The organism is Acidovorax bellezanensis (assembly GCF_025421555.1).
Classification (GTDB): domain Bacteria; phylum Pseudomonadota; class Gammaproteobacteria; order Burkholderiales; family Burkholderiaceae_C; genus Comamonas; species Comamonas bellezanensis.
This window is the reverse complement of the sequence record NZ_JAODYH010000005.1, coordinates 281,005-297,898: the sequence shown is the minus strand read 5'-3', so window position 1 is coordinate 297,898 and position 16,894 is coordinate 281,005. Positions and strand designations below refer to the sequence as shown.

At 64.6% G+C, this 16,894-nt stretch carries 14 protein-coding genes; 6 read left to right on the top strand and 8 right to left on the bottom strand.

What is annotated here, in order from left to right; genetic code table 11:
* Positions 1 to 237 precede the first annotated feature (237 nt).
* On the top strand, positions 238 to 498 hold the full coding sequence (locus tag N0K08_RS12870) for a DUF2061 domain-containing protein (protein WP_261500778.1): 261 nt from the start codon (positions 238 to 240) through the stop codon (positions 496 to 498).
* 44 nt (positions 499 to 542) lie between these two features.
* Here the strand turns inward: N0K08_RS12870 and N0K08_RS12865 are convergent, their stop codons facing one another.
* Positions 543 to 1,574 carry a Bug family tripartite tricarboxylate transporter substrate binding protein gene (locus tag N0K08_RS12865; RefSeq protein ID WP_261500777.1) on the bottom strand — a complete coding sequence of 344 codons (1,032 nt, stop codon included), beginning with the start codon at positions 1,572 to 1,574 and terminating at the stop codon, positions 543 to 545.
* A gap of 292 nt (positions 1,575 to 1,866) precedes the next feature.
* Here N0K08_RS12865 and N0K08_RS12860 point away from each other — a divergent pair, with 292 nt between their 5' ends.
* From N0K08_RS12860 to N0K08_RS12850, 3 genes are all read left to right on the top strand, one after another.
* Entirely contained in the window at positions 1,867 to 4,179 is a 2,313-nt protein-coding gene (locus tag N0K08_RS12860; protein ID WP_261500776.1) for an NADP-dependent malic enzyme, read from the top strand.
* 169 nt (positions 4,180 to 4,348) lie between these two features.
* Entirely contained in the window at positions 4,349 to 4,756 is a 408-nt protein-coding gene (locus N0K08_RS12855) for a ribonuclease domain-containing protein (RefSeq protein WP_261500775.1), read from the top strand.
* Between the two features lie 137 nt (positions 4,757 to 4,893).
* Positions 4,894 to 5,319 (top strand): barstar family protein, encoded by a 426-nt coding sequence (locus N0K08_RS12850; protein WP_261500774.1) that lies wholly within the window; start codon positions 4,894 to 4,896, stop codon positions 5,317 to 5,319.
* Positions 5,320 to 5,399: 80 nt separating this feature from the next.
* On the opposite strand, the gene rsmA is transcribed toward N0K08_RS12850, so the two are convergent.
* From rsmA to N0K08_RS12835, 3 genes are read right to left on the bottom strand one after another with little or no spacing between them, the layout of a single operon-like run.
* The gene (rsmA, locus tag N0K08_RS12845) at positions 5,400 to 6,173 is read right to left on the bottom strand and encodes a 16S rRNA (adenine(1518)-N(6)/adenine(1519)-N(6))-dimethyltransferase RsmA (RefSeq protein ID WP_261500773.1); all 774 of its coding nucleotides are present in this window, start codon (positions 6,171 to 6,173) and stop codon (positions 5,400 to 5,402) included.
* A gap of 9 nt (positions 6,174 to 6,182) precedes the next feature.
* Complete coding sequence (locus tag N0K08_RS12840; RefSeq protein ID WP_261500772.1) at positions 6,183 to 7,583, bottom strand: peptidylprolyl isomerase; 1,401 nt, start codon at positions 7,581 to 7,583, stop codon at positions 6,183 to 6,185.
* 16 nt (positions 7,584 to 7,599) lie between these two features.
* Entirely contained in the window at positions 7,600 to 9,906 is a 2,307-nt protein-coding gene (locus N0K08_RS12835) for an LPS-assembly protein LptD (protein ID WP_261500771.1), read from the bottom strand.
* A 187-nt stretch (positions 9,907 to 10,093) separates the two neighbouring features.
* Here N0K08_RS12835 and N0K08_RS12830 point away from each other — a divergent pair, with 187 nt between their 5' ends.
* Both N0K08_RS12830 and N0K08_RS12825 read left to right on the top strand, forming a co-directional pair.
* Entirely contained in the window at positions 10,094 to 11,191 is a 1,098-nt protein-coding gene (locus tag N0K08_RS12830; protein WP_261500770.1) for an aminoglycoside phosphotransferase family protein, read from the top strand.
* Between the two features lie 87 nt (positions 11,192 to 11,278).
* A complete protein-coding gene (locus tag N0K08_RS12825; protein ID WP_261500769.1) occupies positions 11,279 to 12,028 on the top strand; it encodes a 16S rRNA (uracil(1498)-N(3))-methyltransferase in 750 nt (249 codons plus the stop codon).
* Between the two features lie 153 nt (positions 12,029 to 12,181).
* Here the strand turns inward: N0K08_RS12825 and N0K08_RS12820 are convergent, their stop codons facing one another.
* The 4 genes from N0K08_RS12820 to metX form a co-directional block, all read right to left on the bottom strand.
* Positions 12,182 to 13,651, bottom strand: coding sequence for a M20/M25/M40 family metallo-hydrolase (locus tag N0K08_RS12820; protein WP_261500768.1), 1,470 nt, complete (start codon positions 13,649 to 13,651; stop codon positions 12,182 to 12,184).
* 159 nt (positions 13,652 to 13,810) lie between these two features.
* A complete protein-coding gene (locus N0K08_RS12815; protein ID WP_261500767.1) occupies positions 13,811 to 14,962 on the bottom strand; it encodes a glycerophosphodiester phosphodiesterase in 1,152 nt (383 codons plus the stop codon).
* A 189-nt stretch (positions 14,963 to 15,151) separates the two neighbouring features.
* The gene (metW, locus tag N0K08_RS12810) at positions 15,152 to 15,736 is read right to left on the bottom strand and encodes a methionine biosynthesis protein MetW (RefSeq protein ID WP_261500766.1); all 585 of its coding nucleotides are present in this window, start codon (positions 15,734 to 15,736) and stop codon (positions 15,152 to 15,154) included.
* A complete protein-coding gene (metX, locus tag N0K08_RS12805) occupies positions 15,733 to 16,860 on the bottom strand; it encodes a homoserine O-succinyltransferase MetX (protein WP_261500765.1) in 1,128 nt (375 codons plus the stop codon). The genes metW and metX overlap by 4 nt, the downstream gene beginning before the upstream one ends.
* Between the last annotated feature and the right edge of the window lie 34 nt (positions 16,861 to 16,894).

The window sequence follows — 16,894 nt, the reverse complement described above, 5'->3', positions numbered from 1 at the left end:
GTATTCAAAGGCGGCATGGCTTGGCGGGCAGCTGACGTGAAGAGAGCAAACGTCCGTAAATCCGCAATTATCCCGGAGCGCTGCGATCGCAGCGGGCCCGGCACCCCTTGGGTGGCCGCGCCTGATGGGCAAACACCGCCTTTTTGATCAACGCTATCGAAGCATTCGACCAAACTAACTGGATATATTGAATGAGAATAACTATCATTCAATGCAACATATACAGAAGGAATCCGCATGACCCGTCTTCGCCATATCTTTCGCGCCCACCAACCGACGCTGTTGAAGACGGCCAGCTACTACCTGATCCACATCGTGGTGGCTGCCTGCGTCGCCTATGCCGTGACCCGCAACTTCTGGGCCTCGCTGACCCTCAGTCTGCTGGAGCCCACGGTGCAGGCTTTTGCCTACTTCTTTCACGAAAAAGCCTGGAACCGCGCACAAATGCGCAAATCCCAGGCCATGGCATCCCAGCCCGCGCTGGAACCCAGCCACTGAGCGCATCCCCGGCACGCACGCACCGGGTCGGGCTCCAGGCCTGATCAATCCAGCGTGATGTTGGCGTTCTTGATCACGTCGCGCCACTTGGCGACTTCCACTTTCAGGAAGTCGGCCGATGCAGCGGGCTTGAACGCCGAAGGCAGCACGCCCATGGCGTCCAGCTTGGTCTTGACCTGCGCATCCGGCAGCGCCTTGGCAATTTCAGCATACAGGCGGTCCACGATGGGCTGGGGCGTGCCCGCGGGCACGGCAGCCATGAACCAGGCATCGGCCTGGAAGCCCTTGAGGCCTTGTTCGTTCATGGTCGGCACGTCGGGCAGGGAAGCCAGACGCTCGTTGTGCGCGACCGCCAGCGCCCGCAGCTTGCCGGCCTTGAGCTGGGAATCGATGGTCACGGCCGTCAGAAAGCCGAAGTCGGTTTCACCCGCCACCAGGGACACCACCGAAGGCGCGCTGCCTTTGTAAGGGATGTGGCTGATCTTCACCTTGGCCTGCATGGCGTAGAGCTCACCGCCCAGGTGATTCGGGCCGCCCGTGCCCGACGAAGGGTAGTTGAGCTTGCCCGGCTGGGCGCGCGCGGCGGCCGTCAGCTCGGCCATGGACTTGAACGGGCTTTGCGCACCCACCGTGAGCACCAGCGGGCTGCGCGCCACCAGGCTGACCATCGTGAAATCCTTCAAGGGCTCGTATGGCAGCTTGGTATAGAGGGCGGGAGCCATGGCCATGCAGCCTACATCGCCGAGCACGATGGTGTAGCCGTCGGCCGGCGCCTTGGCCACCTGATCGCAGCCCAGCGTGCCGTTGGCACCCGGCTTGTTTTCCACCACCACGGTGGCGTTCATGTTTTCGCCCATCTTCTGCGCCAGCAGGCGGCCGAGAATGTCGGTGGAGCCGCCCGCGGAGTAGGGCACGACCAGGCGGATGGTCTTTGTCGGATAGGCCGCGGGGCTCGACGCCTGCGCCCAGGGGCTGAACAGCGCCGCCGTGGTCGCGGCAATGCCCAGCGCCGCGCGCAAGGCCATGTGGCGGGAGGCTGGGGTGGCGAGGGAAAGACGGATCGTGGGCTGCGTCATGAATTTCTCTTAATGCGGGTTAGTGTTATTACCGATCGATGAGCATAACCGCGTTTTTCGTATGGATAAAGCGCTTGCAGCGTGCCGGTGCGCACGGTTTTCGCACCAGCCTGGTGCACCCCCTCGGTCATCACCAGCATTGCATTCAGGTCACAGCTGTTTGACCTTGCAGCCGCGTCCGCACGCGTTCTGTTTTTTATAGCACTGAGCCTACAATCAGCCGCTCTATAAACGATCCGCTGGCCAGCCATCGTTGCTGCGGATTGATTCACCCTCGAGCTGGAGACGCTTGATGTCCGACAATACGGTCCCCCCTACCCCCATCGACAAACGTGCTTTGCTGCGCCTCGCGGCATTGGAATACCACGAGTTTCCCAAGCCCGGCAAAGTGGCCATCGCGGCGACCAAGCCCATGGCCAACCAGCACGACCTGGCCCTGGCCTACTCGCCTGGCGTGGCCGCCCCTTGTGAAGAGATCGTCAAGGATCCCAACGCCGCCTTCAAATACACCAGCCGGGGCAACCTGGTCGGCGTGATCACCAACGGCACGGCCGTGCTGGGCCTGGGCGACATTGGCGCCCTCGCTTCCAAGCCGGTGATGGAAGGCAAGGGCGTACTGTTCAAGAAGTTCGCAGGTGTGGACGTTTTTGACATAGAGATTGACGAAAAGGACCCCAAGAAGCTGGTCGAAGTCATCGCCGCGCTGGAGCCGACCTTCGGCGCCATCAACCTCGAAGACATCAAGGCGCCCGAATGCTTCTACGTGGAGCGCGAATTGCGCAAGCGCCTGAAGATTCCCGTCTTCCATGACGACCAGCACGGCACGGCCATCACCGTGGCCGCGGCCATGATCAATGCGCTCAAGGTGGCGAACAAGAAGATCGAGGAAGTCACGCTGGTCGCTTCGGGCGCCGGCGCTGCCGCCCTGGCCTGTCTGAACCTGTTGCTCAAAGTCGGTCTGCGGCGCGAGAACGTGTTTGTGACCGACCTCGCCGGCGTGGTTTATACCGGCCGTACCGAGCTGATGGACGAAGACAAGGCCCAGTTCGCGCGCGATACCGACATGCGCAAGCTGGCCGAAGTGATCGTCGGGGCGGATGTGTTCCTCGGCCTGTCGGCCGGCGGCGTGCTCAAGCCCGCGATGGTGGCCGGCATGGCCGCACGTCCCATCATTTTTGCGCTGGCCAACCCCAACCCAGAAATCACGCCAGAAGATGTCAAAACCGTGCGCGATGACGTCATCATGGCGACGGGACGCACGGATTACCCGAACCAGGTCAACAACGTCCTGTGCTTCCCTTACATCTTCCGCGGCGCACTCGATTGCGGTGCGACGACCATCACCCTGGAGATGGAAATCGCGGCCGTGCATGCCATCGCCGACCTGGCCCAGGCGGAGCAAAGCGAAGAAGTGGCCGCCGCCTATGCCGGCGAGCCGCTGGTGTTCGGCCCCGAATACCTTATCCCGAAGCCCTTCGACCCGCGCCTGATGATGAAGATCGCGCCGGCCGTGGCCCAGGCCGCGGCCCACTCGGGCGTGGCCCAGCGTCCCATCCAGGACATGGATGCCTACCGCGAGCACCTGCAGACTTTCGTCTACGCTTCAGGCACGACGATGAAGCCCATCTTCATGGCCGCCAAGAAAGCCGCCAAGAAGCGCGTGGCCTATGCCGAGGGCGAGGAAGAGCGCGTGCTGCGCGCCGCACAGGTCGTGGTCGACGAGCGCATTGCCCGCCCCACGCTGATCGGCCGCCCGGCCATCATCGCCCAGCGCATCGCAAAATTCGGTCTGCGCCTGGAACACGGTCGCGACTACGACGTGGTCAACGTCGAGGACGATCACCGCTACCGCGACTTCTGGCAGACCTACCACCGCATGACCGAGCGCAAGGGCATCACCGCCCCGATCGCCAAGATCGAAATGCGCCGCCGCCTGTCGCTGATCGGCGCCATGCTGCTGCACAAGGGCGAAGTCGACGGCCTGATCTGCGGCACCTGGGGCCAGACCGCCCACCACCTGAACTACATCGATCAGGTGCTGGGCAAGCGTGCCGGCGTGCAGACCTATGCCTGCATGAACGGCCTGCTGCTGCCCGAGCGCCAGGTGTTCCTGGTCGACACCCATGTGAACTACGACCCCACGGCCGAGCAGCTGTGCGAGATCACCATCATGGCGGCCGAGGAAATGATGCGCTTCGGCATCAAGCCCAAGGTCGCACTGCTGAGCCATTCGAACTTTGGCACCAGCCTGCAGCCAAGCGCAGTGAAAATGCGCGCTACCCTGGAGTTGCTGCGCATTCAGGCCCCCTGGCTGGAAGTTGACGGCGAAATGCACGGCGATGTGGCCTTGAACGGCAAGGCCCGTGCCGCCTTGATGCCTCACAGCACCCTGGTGGGTGACGCCAATCTGTTGGTCTTGCCCAACATCGACGCGGCCAACATCTCCTACAACCTGCTCAAGACCGCGGCCGGCGGCGGCATTGCCATCGGCCCGGTGCTGCTGGGCGCATCCCAGCCGGTGCACATCCTGACCCCCAGCGCCACGGTGCGCCGCCTGGTGAACATGACGGCCCTGACCGTCGCCGACGCCAACGCCGCGCGCTGAAACCGGGGCCCAACGCGCGGCCCCAGACCCTTATCTGCCGCCATCAGCGGCGGATAAAAGCCAAGCGCCTGCCCAATATTTGGGCAGGCGCTTGCTTTTTGGGGGGTGATGCGTCACACTAGCAGGTCGAAATTTCGGGGCTTCCCTGAGTTTCTGAAAGGTGTTTTTGATGCTGAAGGCTGTCGTCGCCCGGTTTTTGCAGACAGGTTTTGCGATCGTTTTGGGGACAGCCTGTGCCGTTACGCCGCTTGCGGCGTCTGCGCGCGGGGCCCAAACGTCCCCAGAACTGTCCTCCATTGCGCTGTCCGAACTGCCGCCCCAGGGTCGCAGAACGTATGGACTGATCCGCCAAGGCGGGCCCTTTCCCTACGCCAAGGACGGCAGCGTATTTGGTAACCGTGAACGCATCCTGCCCAGCCGCAAACGGGGCTATTACCGGGAATACACCGTAGAGACCCCGCGTTCGCGCGACCGTGGCGCGCAACGCATTGTGTGTGGCGGTCTTGAGCCCCAGATACCCCAGGCCTGTTATTACACCCGCGACCATTACGCCAGTTTTCACTACATCATCGAATGAAGCCGCAACCGACACCCGCCGCCGCTGGCCGCGAAGGGTGCCTTGACGGGCCCTTCTCCGAGTCCTATTTTTCGCCACCGGACGACAGCCCTCTTGCACCGCCTGTGGACAGCCTAGTCAAAGAAAGAACCACGGAGATGGAAACGCCACTTCGTAAGAACCCAGACCTCCCATTGCGCAATGTGCGCCAGAACATCGTGCAGTCCATCCGCGCCTATCGCGTGCAGGATCTGCAGGATGCCGCCAAGGTGCTGGGCAACCACTTCCTTTACGCCAATCTGGCCCATGCCCAAACCAAGCAGGACATACTGGACCTGATTGCCACGCAGTTCATGTTTCCGGCCCACTTCGGCAAGAACTTCGACGCCCTGTACGACTGCCTGACCGATCCGCTGCACAAGGCCGGGCCACAACCGGGCTTTATCCTGGTGCTCGACCAGATTCCGACCACGACCAAGTTCGACAAGGAAGTGCGCGAGCAGTTGCTCGACAGCTTCCGGGATGCGGCCGAGTACTGGGCCGAGCGCAAGATCTCGTTCCGCTGCTTCTACTCGTTCCTCTGAGCGCTGCGCCGCAGCGGGCGCGACAGAAATGCAAAAAGCCCCTCACGGGGCTTTTTTACGTCCATCGGTGGGCGAGGCACCTAGCCGGCCGCACCGACTTCCGCGGCCAGGGCCACGTATTCGTCCACCGACACTTCTTCGGCACGGCGCTTGACGTCGAAATTCCCGGCGTAGGCTTTCTTTTCCTCGAGCCAGCGGCCCAGCGTGTGGCGCAGCAGCTTGCGGCGCTGGCTGAAAGCCACCTGCACCAGCTCTTCGAGCAAGCGCTTGTCCACGGGCGCGGGTTCCGCGCGCGGCACCATGCGCACCACGGCGCTGTTGACCTTGGGTGGCGGGTCAAAGCTCTCGGGCGGCACGAACAGCACTTCCTGCATGGCGTAGCGCCATTGCAGCAGCACCGACAGGCGGCCATAGGCCGCGGTGGACGGAGAGCCCACCATGCGGTCAATGACTTCCTTTTGCAGCATGAAATGCTGGTCCTGGATCAGGTCCACATATTCCAGCAGGTGGAACAGGATGGGCGTGGAGATGTTGTAGGGCAGGTTGCCGACCACACGCAGCTTCTGCGTCTGCAGCTTCTGCGCCACGGCGGCGAAATCGACCTTGAGCACGTCGGACTCGATCACGTCGAGTTCCGAACGCAGACGCAGGCGAAATGCCAGGTCGCGGTCGAGCTCGATCACGGTGAGCCGGCCAAGGCGCTCGACCAGCGGCTGGGTCAGGGCCATCAGGCCCGGACCGATCTCCACCATGGGATCGCCGGCCTGGGGGCCAATGGCCTGGACGATGGAATCGATGATGGCGCCATCGGTCAGGAAATTCTGACCGAAGCGTTTGCGGGGAATGTGTTTCAAACCAAAACCTTATTGCGGGGGATCGCGGTATTCCACATAGGCGCGCCCACGCACTTCCTGAATCCAGGTGTTGTAGGCTTTTTCCAGCTTTTGCTCACGCACCACGTTGCGCAGCGACTCACGCTGTTCACGCGGCGTCAGCGTCGCTTGACGGCGATCGATCAGCTGGATCAGGTGCACGCCAAATCGGGACACCACAGGTTCACTGACCTCGCCAGGCTTGAGCTGGCGCAGGACTTCTTCAAATTCGGGAACAAAAGCGCCGGGACCGGCCCAACCCAGGTCGCCGCCTTCCTTGGCGCTGCCGTCCTGCGAGTGCTCGCGTGCCAGGTCTTCAAAGCGGGCTTGTCCAGTCTGCACGCGGCGGCGGTAATCCGCCAGCAGCGCCGCGGCCTTGCCTTCCGTGAGTTGATCGGAAGGGCGCAGCAGGATGTGGCGCGCATGGTTCTGCGTGACCACGGTGGCCGCACCCAGCTGTGACTTCTCCAGCACTTTCAGCACGTGAAAGCCCGCGCCCGAGCGCAGCGGTCCGACTACGCCGTTTTGCGGCGTGGACGCCACGGCGCGCACAAACAGCTCAGGGTAACGGTCCGCCGAACGCAGGCCCAGCGCGCCGCCGTCCTTGGCCTCGGCCGCATCCGAATAGTCACGCACCACGGCGCTGAAATCCTGACCGCCGCGTATTTTTTCCAGCGCTTCGCGCGCACGGGCTTCACGCTGGGCCACCACGGCGGGCGAGGCGTTTTCCGGCACGGCGATGAAGACATGGCCCAGGTTCAGCGTCATGCTGGCCACGTCGCCGGTCTTGCGCTGCTCCTGCAGGTACTGGTCGATATCGAGTTCGCTCACGCGCACGCGGCCGTCCACTTCGCGCTCACGCAGGCGCTGCAGCAGCATCTGGTTGCGCAGTTCTTCGCGAAAACGCGTGGGACTGATGCCGTCGGCGGACAGTCGCGCCTGCATCTGCTCCAGCGTCAGGCTGTTCTGGCGGGCCACGTTCTGCGCAGCCTGGTCGACTGCATAGTCGTCGACCTTGATGCCCTGCTCACGTGCGCTTTGCAGCTGCGCCTTTTCAAGGATGAGGCGCTCGAGCACTTCGCGTGCCAGCACGTCCTTGGACGGCACCTGCCCCCCCTGGGCAGCGATGGACTGGGCGACACGGCTCATGCGGTCGCGCACTTCGTTGTTCGTCACCGGTTCGGAATTGACCACGGCCACGATGAAATCCGCCGAGCGCACGCCGGTATTGCCCGGCACGGCACGGGCGCTGCCGTCCAGGGCCCGTGACAAGGACGCGTTCGGCCCGTCGGACAGACGCAGGCCCTGGGCCTGTGCGCCCACGGCGACAAAAGAGGCCAGGCATACGAGGCCCATGGCAAAAGTGCGAGGGGTCAAAGAGGTGAAACGCATGGAGCAGGTGCTTTGTTTAATCGTAATTGCTGAAGCGGCTGGGCGCCGCGCCGGGCTGGCGCAGGGCCTGGTAACGCGGAATATTGTCTTTCAGGCTTTGCAAGGGGTTGGCCCCCAGGCTCAGCCGCGAAAAGCCAACGAACTCGATCTGGAACAACAACCGGGTATTCGCGGTGGTGATACTGCTTTGCAGGCGCTCGAGCACGACGCGCCCGACCCAGCAGCAGCTGTCGTATTCAAAACCCACCACCGTGTCCACCAGCTTGCGGTCCTGGATGCTGTAGTTCAACCGTCCCACAGAGTACCAGCGCCCGCCGTTGCGGCCTTTGTCCTCGGCCGCCCAGGGATTGCGGATAGGCCATTGCCAACCCACATCGACCTGCTCGCTGGTGCCGCGCTGCAGACGGTAGGCGGCGCTCACCGTGCGGTAGCTGCCGGGGCTGTAGCGCGCACCAATGGTGGTCCGCTCGGAATGGCCGGTTTCGCGGTTGTACTGCACCGCGCCATCCAGCGCCCACTTGGGCGTCCAGTTGATCGAGGCACCGAACAGGATATCCGACAGACGGTCGGTCGCCGGCACTTCGCCCGGCAGCGTCACGCGTTGGTCGGAAAAGCGCACCCGCTGGGCCACGCCCAGCCGCGCCGACTCGGCACCGGTGTCGGCGTCGATGAAGCGCGTGGTCACGCCCAGGGTCAGCAGATTGTTGTCGGCAATACGGTCCTGGCCGCTGTAGTTGTTGTCGCTGTAAATCGTCGCCAGGTTGAAATCGTTGAGCGCCGTGTCATACACCGGCAGCATGCTTTGATTGCGATACGGCGTGTAGGTGTAGAAAGCGCGCGGCTCCAGCGTCTGCAGCAGGTTGCGGCCGAACAGCTTGGTCTCGCGCTCGAACACCAGGCCGCTGTCCAGGCTCAGCGTGGGCAGGGTGCGCGAAGTCGCGCCCATGCCGTTGCTCAGGCGGTCGTCAAACTGGTAATGGCTTGCATGCAGCTTGAGCTTGGGCGTGAAGAAGCCACCAGGCGCCAGGAAAGGCCGGCTGAGTTCCGCCATCACATAACTGCGCTGGGCGTTGGTCTGGCGGGTCCGCAGCGGATCGGCTTCGAAGCGGGTGGTGTCCGCTTCCACCGTGAGATCCAGCCCATGGTCGAGGTTCAGCGGCGTATAGCGCCACTGCAATTGCGGCATGCGGTCATACGGCGGAACAATGGGCGAGGCCACATCCTGCAAGGTCTGCCACTTGAGCGTGCGCAGTTGCAGCGTCATGTCCGGACCGAACCAGCTCAGGCTCGCATCGCTGGGCAGCAGGCGCGTGTTGAGCACGCGGTTGGCGCCGCTGTTGTTGCGTGTGAAATCGCGCCAGTAATTGTTGTCACTCACCCGGTTGAGGTTCATGTCCAAGGACAACGTTCCCCAGGGCGAGGCCACCAGGCCCTGGTGCTTCAAGCCGTAGGACCAGCGGTCCCGGTCGCGCAGCTTGTCGCTTGGCATGTAATCGAACCGCAACTGACCTTTGTAGTTGGGTTCGAGGTAGCGGAACTCCGTCCCCAGGTTCACCCCACGCTTGGTCATCACCGTGCTCGTCAGCGTCGCGTCGCGGTTGGGCGCGATGTTCCAGTAATACGGCTGGACGTATTCCACACCGCTGATGCTGTCCAGGCCAATGGTCAGCGGCAGCAGACCCGACTTGCGCTTGTCCGACAGCGGAAAGCTCATCTTGGGAATGGGCAGCAGCGTCCGGCCCTTGAACTGCAGCGATGCGCCTTCGGCCACGCCGACCTGTTCGCCCTGGTCCAGGCGAATCACCTTGGCCTTGAGCACCCAGTCCGGCTCCCAGCTGGCTTCGTTGTCGCGCTGGCAGGTGGTGTAGGTGGCGTCATGGACCACCGAACGCTCGTGGTCCAGAAAATCTATTTTTGACGCATCGCCATGCGCCTGGGTGACCAGGAAGCGGTAGTTGGCGTCCGCGAAATAGCCGCGAAAGGCATCGACTTCCAGATCCAGCCGGCTGCCGTCATAGACGTTGCCGGCGCGGTTGATGTGCACCTGGCCTTCGGCCTGCACCCGGTCGTCGGCCACGGTGTATTCCATGCGGTCGGCACGCACGATGGTGTCGCTGCGGCGCAGCTCGGCATGGCCGTCGATCACCGTGTGCACATCGGTCTGGCCGAGGATGGAATCCCCGCGCACATACACCGGCTGCAGCGAACGCGTCGCATCGGTAATCGTTTCCTTCAGCATGGGGCTGGCGCGCAGCACCGGAGCGGGCAAGGGCTCCAGAGGGGCTTCCTGCGCCTGGGCCAAACCGGCCCAGGCCAGGGCCATGCACCACGCCAGGGGGCGGACGGCCGGCAGACCGGACGGCTGCCGCCGCCGGGGCAGCGGGCAGGGCGTGGGCAATGCAATAGGGTGCTGGCGAAAGGGCACGTTGGGCGAATGGGTGGAAAGCTGAGGGGCACAGTCCTGCGCTTGCGCGCGGACCAACAGGCGTCTTTGTAGAATCCGATTATCCATGAGCCACCCAATCTCCCCCACTGCCAGCGTTATATGGCCCAATGCCGATCGCCAAGCCGCCTTTGCGGCCTGGCTCGCCCCCCTCGTCATTTCGCACCAATTGCTGCCTGACAGCCTGCGTCCGGCCTCGGCCGACGCGAGCTTTCGCCGCTATTTGCGCCTGGACTGCGTGAACGGCGACAGCCTCATCGTGATGGACGCGCCGCCCGACAAGGAAGACTGCGCGCCCTTCGTCAAGGTGCAGGCCCTGCTTGCGGCCGCCGGCCTGACAGTACCCGACATTCTTGCCTGGGACCAGGCCCAGGGCTTCATGCTGCTCAGCGACCTGGGCAACCAGACCCTGATCGAACGCCTGGACCCGGCCAAACCACGCGACGCCGAGCCCTGGTACCGCGAGGCCTGCGACCAGTTGCTGATCTGGCAACAGGCTTCGCGCCCCGGCGTGCTACCCGTCTATGACGAAGCCCTGCTGCGCCGTGAAATGGCCCTGTTCCCCGACTGGTATGTGGCCCAGCACAGGAACGTGACCCTCAACGACAAGCAGCAGGCCACGCTGTCCAAGGCCTTTGACGCCATCGTCGCGCACAACCTGGCCGCCCCCAGCGCCTATGTGCACCGCGACTTCATGACGCGCAACCTGATGCTGCCGCGCACCCCGGGCGCCCCCCTGGGCGTGCTCGACTTCCAGGACGCGGTCTACGGCCCCATCACCTACGACATCGCCAGCCTGCTGCGCGACGCCTTCATCAGCTGGGACGAAGATTTCATCATCGATATCACCGTGCGCTACTGGGAAAAGGCGCGCAAGGCCGGCCTGGTGGGCGCGACCAGCGCCACGGGCTGGGGTGACGATTTCGGCGAGTTCTACCGCGCCGTCGAATGGATGGGACTGCAGCGCCACCTCAAGGTGGCCGGCATCTTCGCGCGCCTGACGCTGCGCGACGGCAAGCCCAAATACCTGGCCGATACGCCGCGCTTCATCCATTACATTCGCGCCACGGCCAACCGCTACCGCCTGCTGGGGCCCATGCTGAAAGTGATCGACGAGATCGAGAACATCCAGGCCGTCGAGGGCTACGCCTACGGGCGCATGTAAGCCGGGAGCAGCATTTGCTTGCTGCTCTTGCCGTTCAATACAAAAAAGGGGGCCTGGCCCCCTTTCCTTCCCTCTTTCCCACTGCCCATGCCCCGATTCCACTGCCCCATTCCGCTGCACACCGGCGACACGCTGGATCTGCCAGCCGGAGCCGCTCGCCATGTGCAGGTGCTGCGCCTGCAACCTGGCGACAGCATCACCTTGTTCGAAGGCCAGGCGGGTGAAGGCTTTGCCGGCGGCGAGTTCGATGCCACCGTGCTGCGCATGGGCCGCAGCGACGTGCAGGTACAGGTCGGCGCGCACCGGCCCGTGGAGCGTGAGACCGCGCGCGAAGTCCATTTGCTCGCCGGCATCACCGCCAACGAACGCATGGACTGGCTGGTGGAAAAAGCCACCGAACTGGGCGCCACCAGCCTCACGCCGCTGCTCGCCGAGCGCAGCGTGCTCAAGCTCAAGGGCGAGCGCGGCGAGAAAAAGCGCGCCCACTGGCAGGCCGTTGCCGTGGCTGCCTGCGAGCAATCCGGGCGCAACCGCGTGCCGCTGATCCACCCCGCGATCGACCTGGAAGACTGGCTCAAAAGCGCGCCCCCCGCAGCCCTGCAGGCAAGGCTGCTGCTGTCGCTGGGCGAAGGCACCCAGCCCTTGCGCGCAGCCGCGGCCCAGCATGCGCCCGCACAGCAATCGGTGGTCTTTCTGTCCGGCCCCGAAGGCGGCCTGAGCCCCAAGGAAGAGGCCCTGGCGCGCGCGGCGGGCTTTGCGCCGGTCAGCCTGGGCGCACGCGTGCTGCGCGCCGAAACCGCGCCCCTGGCGGCATTGGCGACACTGACGCAGGATTAAAAAAGTACCCACGCCCCATGCAACTGGCGCGCTCCAGCAAGGGGGCAGCGAGCAAGGGCCGTCCCGCAGCGAGGCTGCCGTCCCTGGCCGGGCGCCCCCCTCCACCGAAGGTTGAGAGGGGGGAGACGGGGCGGCCCATGCCGCGTAAGCGGCTCAGGGGGTGATTGGAAGACTAGCTATCACCTGCGCCACCGCGGCCGTGAGCTTCTTGGCATAGGGCACATGCAGGAACTCATTGGGTCCATGGGCATTGCTCTTCGGGCCGAGCACGCCGCAAACCATCATCTGCGCCTTGGGAAAGCCCTGGCTCAGCAGATTCATCAGCGGAATCGTGCCGCCCTGGCCGATGTAGCCGCAGGATGCGCCGAAATGCGCGCGGCTGGCGCTGTGCAGGGCCTGCTCGAACCAGGAATCCATGGCCGGGGCATTCCAGCCGCTGGAAGAGCTCAAGCCCTCCCAGGTCACCTTGGCCTGGTAGGGCGCGTTGTCTTCGAGCAAGGCCTTCATCTCCTGCACGCAGGATGCGGCGTCGACCAGCGGCGGCAGGCGCAGGCTCAACTTGAACGCCGTGTAAGGACGCAGCACATTGCCCGCGTTCTGCATCGAAGGAAAGCCTTCGGCACCGGTCACGCTCAGCGTGGGCTCCCAGGTGCGCTTGAGCAGCGATTCGACCGGGTCGGTCGTGGTCGGCAACGCGAACGTGGTCGCACCGCCGCAGTCGTAATGCGCCCAGGGAAATCGCTTGGTGACCTCGTCGCCCAGGATGGCCGCCGTGGCCCGCGCCTGGGCCAGCCGGTCGGCCGGCACTTCGCAGTGAAAGCTCGCCGGCAGCAGGCGGCCGGTGGCGCTGTCTTCGAGCCGGTCCAGCACCTGGCGCATGATGCGAAACGACGAGGGCACGACGCCAGAAGCATCGCCCGAGTGCACGCCTTCGGTGAGGATTTCCACCTTGAGCGTGCCGCTGGCCATGCCGCGCAGGCTGGTGGTGAGCCACAGCTGGTCATAGTTGCCCGCACCGCTGTCCAGGCAGATCACCAGGGCCACTTCGCCCAGGCGTGGGCGCAGCGCATCGACATAGGGCAGCAGGTCGCGCGAGCCGCTTTCCTCGCAAGTCTCTATCAATCCGCAGATGCGCGGATGCGGCACGTTCTGGCGCTTGAGCTCCTGCACCGCGGCGATGCTGGCGTAGACCGCATAGCCGTCGTCGGCGCCGCCGCGGCCGTAGAGCTTGCCGTCTTCGTACTTGGGCGTCCACGGACCCAGATCACTGCGCCAACCTTCGAATTCGGGCTGCTTGTCGAGGTGGCCGTACATCAGCACGCTGCCCTGCGCCTTGGACTGGGTCGCCGCGACTTCGAAGAACAGCACCGGCGTGCGGCCCGGCAGGCGCACGATTTCCAGCGTCAGGCCGGCGACTTTCTGCGCCTCGACCCAGGCCGCCGCATTGCGCAGCACGGTCTCGAGATGCCCCTGCTGCTCCCAGTCGGGCGCAAACATCGGCGACTTGGCGGGAATGGCGATGTACTCGGTCAGCTGACCGACGATGTCCCGGTCCCACTGGGCGCTGACGCGCTCCAGTGCGAGGGCCGGGTCCAGAACGGTGGCGGGGATGCGTGCATTCATGGCAAAAGCTCCTAAAGCGATGCCCTATTGTCCCGCAGCTTATGAAACTGGCGTGCCCCAGCAAGGAGACAGCGAGCAAGCGCCGCCGCGCAGCGAGGCTGTCGCCCCCCTCCACCGAAGGATGAGAGGGGGGAGCGGCGTAAGCCGCTCAGGGGGTGTTCATTTCAGCGCCGTGATGGCCGCGCGACCGACGGCCGGATCATCGGTGAACACGCCGTCGATGCCGGTGCGCAGGAAAGCGTCCATATCGGCCCGGGCGTCACCGCGCTGGGAGGCTTGCGCCACCGGCTGGCCCTTGAGGCGCTCGGGCAGGAAGGCGTTTTCCGGGCGCAGGGTCCAGACATGCACCTGCAGGCCCGCGGCATGGGCATCCCGGACCAACGCGGTGGGCTGGCCATGGCCGCCGTCGACATTCGGAATCACCATGGTCTTGCTCGGCCCCACGGCCTGGGCATAGGTCGCGATATCGGCCAGGCCCGCGGGCGTGCTCATCTGCGCGTAAGTCCTGGCCTGGGCGCCGTGGCGCAAGCTCTGGTCGAACGGACTGCCCTTGGGCGTCAGCAGCTGCACCAGGCGCACCGGCGTCTGCTGGTGCAGCGCGCGCAGGTTGTCGACTTCAAACGACTGGATGAAGACCGGCGCATCCGCGCGGTTGAGGCCGTTTTTCGCCAGGATCTCGAGCAGGGGCGTTTCCAGCGGCTGGCCTATGGACTGGAAATAGCTGGGGTGCTTGGTCTCGACGTACAGGCCGATGGTGCGGCCGGTGCGCTCGCTCTGGCTGCGTGCCAGGGCGATCACTTCCTGCAGCGTGGGCACTTCGAACTGCCCGTCGTAGGCCGCATTGGCCGGACGCAGCTGCGGAATGCGTTCGCGCGCGCGCAGCGTCTTGAGTTCGGCCAGTGTGAAATCTTCGACAAACCAGCCGGTGATGGGCTTGCCGTCTATGGTCTTGGTGGTGCGCCGGGCCGCGAATTCCGGGTGGTCGGCCACATCCGTGGTCGCCTCCTGGATCGTGCCGTCGGCCTTGAGGATGGCGATGGCGTTTTCATGGCGCGCCACCAGCACGCCGTCGCGCGTGATGACCAGGTCTGGCTCTATCAGGTCGGCCCCGTCGTCAATCGCCTTCTGGTAGGCCGCGAGCGTGTGCTCGGGGCGCAGCGCCGAAGCGCCGCGGTGCGCGATCAGCGCGGGTTTGGGCGGCCAGGCCTGGGCCTGCGCCGCCACCGGCTGGGCCTGGGCAGACCCCGCGAGGGCCATCCACGCCAGCGCACTGGCCAGCACCGTTTTCTTGCATGACCGCAGCAAAACCATGATCTACCTTTGCTTCACATTGAGACAAAGTCATCGTACCGCACGCAACCTTTGAAACCGGCATGACCCAGCTCAGGGGCAGCGAGCAAGGGCCGCCCCGCAGCGAGGCTGCCGTCCCCCTCCACCGAAGGATGAGAGGGGGAAGCGGGGGACGGCCCCTGCCGCGTAAGCCGCTCAGGGGGTGCTTCTTCATTCATTTTCCAGGCAGAACACGGCCGTTCCGGCGCGCAGATTGGGCATGAAGCGCACGGTCTCGCCGTCCTGCAGGCCAAAAGCGTCGCGCACGCTCAGCCGGTTCTTGTGCGCCAGCACTTCGAAGTCCTTGAACGTGCCCACGCGGATGTTGGGCGTGTCGTACCACTGGTAAGGCAGGCGGCGCGTGACCGGCATGCGCCCGCGCAGCACCGACAGACGGTTGGGCCAGTGCGCGAAATTGGGAAAGGCGACGATGCCCATGCGGCCGATGCGGGCCGTCTCGCGCAGCATCACTTCGGCATTGCGCAGATGCTGCAGCGTGTCGATCTGCAGCACCACGTCGAAGCTGTTGTCGCCGAACATCGCCAGGCCGTCTTCCAGGTTCAGCTGCAGCACGTCCACGCCGCGGCGCACGCAGGCCAGCACATTGGCGTCGTCCAGCTCCACGCCATAGCCGGTGCAGCCGCGCTCGCGTTGCAGGTGCGACAGCAGCCCGCCATCGCCACAGCCCAGATCCAGCACGCGTGCGCCTTTGGGCACCAGGCGTGCAATCGCCTCCATGGTGGATTTTTCGGTCATGCGATCTCCTTCGCGATGCTTTCAAAATAAGAGCGCATGACGCCCATGTAGCGCGGGTCATCGAGCAAGAATGCATCGTGACCGTGGGGCGCGTCGATTTCGGCGTAGCTCACGCGGCGCTGGTTCTCCAGCAGCGACTTGACGATTTCACGGCTGCGCGCGGGCGCAAAGCGCCAGTCGGTGGTGAAGCTCACCAGCAGGTACTGGGCCTGGCTGGCCGCCAGCGCCTGGGTCAGATTGCCCGCATGGGCGCGCGCCGGATCGAAGTAGTCCAGCGCGCGGGTGATCAGCAAATAGGTGTTGGCGTCGAAATAATCGCTGAACTTGTCGCCCTGGTAGCGCAGATAGCTTTCGATCTCGAACTCGATGTCCTGGGTGCTGTACTTGAGGTCCAGCCCGTCGCGCAGCTGGCGGCCGAACTTCTGATTCATCACATCGTCGCTGAGATAGGTGATGTGGCCGATCATGCGGGCGATGCGCAGGCCGCGCCGGGGCACGGCGCCGTGGGCATAGAAGTTGCCGCCATGGAAGTCCGGGTCGGTGACGATGGCCCGGCGCGCGACTTCATTGAACGCAATGTTCTCGGCGTTGAGGTTGGGCGCGCTGGCCACGACCACGGCGTGGGCCACGCGCTCGGGATAGCGCAGCGACCAGCACAGCGCCTGCATGCCGCCCAGGCTGCCGCCGAGCACCGCCGCGAGCCGGGAAATGCCCAGTTGGTCCAGCAGGCGCGCCTGGGCATCCACCCAGTCTTCCACCGTGATCACCGGGAAATCGGAGCCGTAGATCTCCCCCGTATCGGGGTTGCTGTGCATGGGGCCGGTGGAGCCGAAGCAAGAGCCCAGGTTGTTGACACCGATCACGAAGAAACGGTTGGTGTCGACCGGCTTGCCCGGGCCGATCATGTTGTCCCACCAGCCCTCGCTTTTGGGCTGGTCGGCATACACCCCGGCCACATGGTGCGAAGCATTCAGGGCATGGCATACCAGTACGGCGTTCGAGCGGTCGGCATTGAGCTGTCCGTAGGTCTCGTAGGCGAGGTCGTAGTGGTGGATCGAGGCCCCGCCCTGCAGCGGCAGGACGTCCTCGAAATGCATGAACAAAGGAGTGGCGATGAAGGACATAAAAAAACCCGGCATCGCTAAAAACGAGGCCGGG